The following is a 4138-nucleotide window of genomic DNA, read 5'->3' on the forward strand; positions in this document are numbered from 1 at the left end:
TTCGTCCTTGAGGCGTTCGCCCAGGGCTTGGGCCGACGGCGCGGGCGGCTCCGCGCAGGCCCTTGGCTCCAGCCGCCGCGCCGCTCGGGATCGGCGGTGACCAGCGGATGCTTGGCGACGGGCCAGCAGGCGCACGGGATCGAGCGGATCGATGACCAGGGCGGCCAGATGCTGGCCCAGGACCGCGACCGGCGCGGCGGCCAGGGGCGCGCCGGCCGAGCTGTCGGCCACCACGCCCCAGCGCATCAGATGGGCGCTGACCCGGCGGGCCAGGGCCTGGTCAGGGTGACCAGGGCGGCCGTCAGGCCAGGGGTCTCGAGAGCTTCGCGCAGCAGCAGGGCGCAGGCGCTGGCGGCCTCGTCCTCGCCGCGGGCGGTGACCAGGGACAGTCCCTTCAGGCCTTCGACGATCGGATCCAGGGCCGGCGCCTCGGCCCGCAGCCGCGCGATCTGGGCCAGCCAGTCGGCGGTGGATTCGGCCGGTCGCAGGGCTTCATTGATCAGCCGGCGGCGCCAGCGCCCCTGGCTGTCGGCCTCCGGCAGCCAGGGGCGAACCTCGGCGCGGCTGATCCCGGCGCGATCGAGCAGGCGACGCATGGCCCCTTGGGGATGCTGCTCGCCGACCTGGGCCCAGGCGTCGTCGGCCAGGCCGTCATCGAGGCCGGGCAGCACCACCGCGCCCTGCGGGGCCTTGGCGATGGCGATCAGCAGGTCGGCGGTGGCCGGGGCGGTGCCCGTCGAGCCGGCGGCGACCAGCACGCCGGTCGGGGGGCTGAGCGTCCATTGCTCGGCCAGGGCCCGCAACAGCTTGACCCGCCGGGCGCTGACATCGATCAGGCCCAGCTCGGTCAGGCGCGCCGGCCAGGCGGTCAGGATGGCGTTGAGGAAGCGGGCCGAGACCTGCCAGTGCCGGGCCAGGTCGCCTTCGGCCAGGCCGTCCAGGCGGCCGGCGGTCTCGACCTCCTCGATCTGGCAGCTGTCGAGAAAGTCAGCCAGGGCCCGGGCCATTTCCAGCGCCTGGCCGGCCCCTGGGCTGAAGTCCAGCAAGGGCGCATGTTCAACCACCAGGCGGGCCAGTTCGAAGCGCCGGCGGCGCGAGGACACCGCCGGCTCCAGGCTCAGGGCCAGGTCGCCGGGCTCGAACGGCGGCTCGCCGGCGTCCAGGTCGCCCAGGGGGCGGATCTGCGGCAGCAGCAGGGCCCGGCCGCCGCTGACCGCCAGGAAGGCGTCGGCCAGGGCGCGGGCGCCGCGTCGGGTCGGGGTCAGGACCGTGGCCTGGGGCAGGGCCTCCGGACCCAGGGGGGCGAGGGCGGTCAGCAGGCCGCGCGCCAAGTCCTCGACGAACGGCCGATGGGCCGGGATCGAAAACCAGCGCGGGCCGTCGGCCGCTCCCATCGGGCTCACCGAAGCCGCGCCTCGGCCGCGTCGCGGGCCTGCGGATCGCCGACATGCATCCAGTACCCGTCCAGCACCACGCCGAACAGGCGACCTTCGGCGGCGAGGCGCCGCCAGATGGTCGCCAGCGAAAAGGGACCTTCGGGCCCGTCATCGACCAGACCGGGCTTGGTGATGTGCACGCCCATATAGGCCAGGGGCGCGGAGGCGGCCTGCCCCCGGAAGCTCAGCCGGCCGTCCTCGTCGATGAACACATCGCCGGCGCCGTCGAAGCCCAGGGCCTGATCCAGCCGGGCCAGCAGCAGGCAGACATCCATCCGCTCGGGATCCCAGGCCTGGGCCAGGGCGTCGACGGCCGAGGGGCCGTTCTCGGTCCAGACCGAGTCGATATTGGCCACCAAGACCGGATCGTCGCCGAGCAGGGGACGGGCCTTGCGCAGGCCGCCGCCGGTTTCCAGCAGCTCCCCGCGCTCGTCGGAAATCACGATCCGGGGGGCGGCGACGCGCTGGCGAAGATGGCCCTCCAGCCGACTGGCGAAGGCGTGGACATTGACCACGGCGGTCTCGACTCCGGCGTCGGCCAGCCGGTCGAGCATGTGGTCGATCAGCGGGCGGCCCGCCACCGCAACCAGGGCCTTGGGGCGGTCGTCGGTCAGGGGCTTCATCCGGGTGCCGAGGCCGGCGGCCAGCACCATCGCCGTCTTGGGGGCGGCCTTGGGCGCCGTCTTGGGCGCGCTCACGAGCGAGCCTCCGCTGGGACATGGTCGTCGAACCAGGCCTTCAGATCCGCCAGGGCCGGATCGGCCAGGCAGGCGTCCAGATAGGTCCACAGCCGGGGCATGAAACTGGCGTAGCGCGGCTTGCCGTCGCGGGTCACCAGACGGGCGAAGATGCCCAGGATCCGAGCGATGTTCAGCAGGCCCAGGGCGTGGAAATCGGCGAGGAAGGTCTCGCGGTCCAGCTCGGGCCGGGCGGACAGATAGCGCTCGAGGCAGGCCTGGGCGCGGTCCGCCGAGACGTCGCGACGCGCGTCGTGCAGCAGCATCGACAGGTCCCAGGCCGGGTGGGCGACCACGGCGTCCTGGAAGTCGAGCAGGCCGACCCGCGCGGGGCCCTGACGCTGTGGCAGCCAGATCAGGTTCTCGGCGTGATAGTCGCGATGGCAGAAGACGCTGGCCCCGGCCTCGGCCCGCGCCCGGATCGGCGCCCACAGCGTCTCCCAGCTGGCCAGGGCGGCGTCGTCGAAGCGCACCGGCTTGAGGCGCGGCAGCCATTCGACAAACAGGTCCTGGGCCATCTTCAGCGCCAGCTCGTCATAGGCCAGCAGGGGCCAGGTCGAGCCGTCGGCTTCCAGAACGGCCGGCGGGCGCACGGCGTGCAGGGCGACCAAAGCGTCGATGGCGGCGTCATAGAGCGGCGCCTCATCGGCCCCGGCGGCGATCACCGTCGCATAGAGGTCGTCGCCGAGGTCTTCGAGCACGGCCAGCCCCTGGGCGGGATCGGCGGCGAGGATCTTCGGCGCCGAAAGACCCTGGGCGCGCAGCCAGCCGGCCACCGCCACGAAGGCGTCGACCCGGCCGGCGGCCAGGCGATAGGCGGCGTTGAAGCCCAGGGCGATCCGCTGATCCGGCGTCGCCTCGGGTGGGCAGGGGGCGGTCTCCAGGGCCGGCGGCTGGTCCATGAAGATGAAGCTGGTCCCGTCGCCGCGAGACAGGCGCTCATAGCTGCGCGTCGAGGCGTCGCCGCCCAGGGCCTGGCGGCGCGTGTCGCCGAACCCGGTGGTTTCCAGAAAGGCCGCCTTGGCCGTTTCGCGATCAGAACTCAAGCTGGCGTCCTTCAAAGGCCCCGTGGCGGATGATGCTGGCCCGTCGCGCTTCGCCGCGCGGATCGTCCAGGATCGGGGTGATCTCTATATCGAGTCGGTCGGGCGGCAGGCGCCCCTCCAGCCGTTGCGGCCATTCGATGATCGCCGCCCCGTCTTCCAGGGCCTCGTCCAGGCCGATCTCATAGGCCTCGTCGGGGTCGGTCAGGCGATAGAGGTCGAAATGGGCGACCGGAAAGTCGGGCCCGTCATAGAACTGGACCAGGGTAAAGGTCGGGCTGGGCACCTCCTCGTTCGGCGTGGTCAGGGCCCTGACCAGGGCGCGGGCCAGGGTCGACTTGCCGGCCCCCAGCGGCCCGGTCAGGCACAGGGCGTCGCCGGGGCGTAGCACCGAGGCCAAGAGGCGTCCCAGCGCCTGGGTGGCAGCCTCGTCGGGCAGGTCGACAAGGGTCAAGCCAGCACCGCCTCAGGGTCGGCCGGCAGTACCCGTTCGACGAAATGCTTGACCTGTTCGGTGGCCACGACCGGGTCGGGGTCCAGCGCGTGTGAAGGGATCGGCTTGCCGACGGTCACCGCGAATCGCCGGCCGGTCTTGTTGAGCAGCTCGTGAAACAGGGTGATGTCACGCAGTTCCTGCGAGCGGCCATCGAACAGGTGGAACAGGGTCGACCACGGACCCGAGACATGGATCGGCGTGATCGGGGCGTCGTACTTTCGCGCGATCGACAGGGCCGAGGTCTGCCAGGGGGGATCGGTCAGCCGGCCATCGACCCGGGTCGCCAGCCGCCCGGCCGGAAAGATCATCAGGGCCTGCTCGCCTTCCAGCGCCTGGCGGGTCATCTGCAGGGTCATGCGGGTGCGTTCGCGGCTGCGCTTGGCCTCGACCCACTCGACCGGAATCAGCACCTCGTCGAAACCGGGG

4 protein-coding genes and 1 pseudogene are annotated in these 4138 nt (G+C 72.3%); all 5 read right to left on the minus strand.

Annotation, left to right across the window (positions count from 1 at the left end; translation table 11 throughout):
- A pseudogene (locus tag CSW58_RS09900) lies at positions 1-1394 on the minus strand (double-strand break repair protein AddB); the annotation flags it as partial.
- 5 nt (positions 1395-1399) lie between these two features.
- Entirely contained in the window at positions 1400-2089 is a 690-nt protein-coding gene (gene murU / locus CSW58_RS09905) for an N-acetylmuramate alpha-1-phosphate uridylyltransferase MurU (protein ID WP_099447174.1), read from the minus strand.
- A 41-nt stretch (positions 2090-2130) separates the two neighbouring features.
- A complete protein-coding gene (gene amgK, locus CSW58_RS09910) occupies positions 2131-3234 on the minus strand; it encodes an N-acetylmuramate/N-acetylglucosamine kinase AmgK (RefSeq protein WP_236627759.1) in 1104 nt (367 codons plus the stop codon).
- Positions 3209-3670, minus strand: coding sequence for a tRNA (adenosine(37)-N6)-threonylcarbamoyltransferase complex ATPase subunit type 1 TsaE (gene tsaE / locus CSW58_RS09915; RefSeq protein ID WP_099447173.1), 462 nt, complete (start codon positions 3668-3670; stop codon positions 3209-3211). Before tsaE ends, amgK begins: the two co-directional genes overlap by 26 nt.
- A partial coding sequence (locus CSW58_RS09920) for a 1-acyl-sn-glycerol-3-phosphate acyltransferase (protein ID WP_201721634.1) occupies positions 3667-4138 on the minus strand: 472 nt, incomplete at its 5' end. The genes tsaE and CSW58_RS09920, both read right to left, overlap by 4 nt.

Source organism: Caulobacter sp. B11 (genome assembly GCF_002737765.1).
Lineage (GTDB): Bacteria > Pseudomonadota > Alphaproteobacteria > Caulobacterales > Caulobacteraceae > Caulobacter.

Bases quoted from the DNA above. Each gene is read 5' to 3' on its own strand.
- murU (WP_099447174.1), bottom strand. From the start codon at position 2,089: ATGGTGCTGGCCGCCGGCCTCGGCACCCGGATGAAGCCCCTGACCGAC.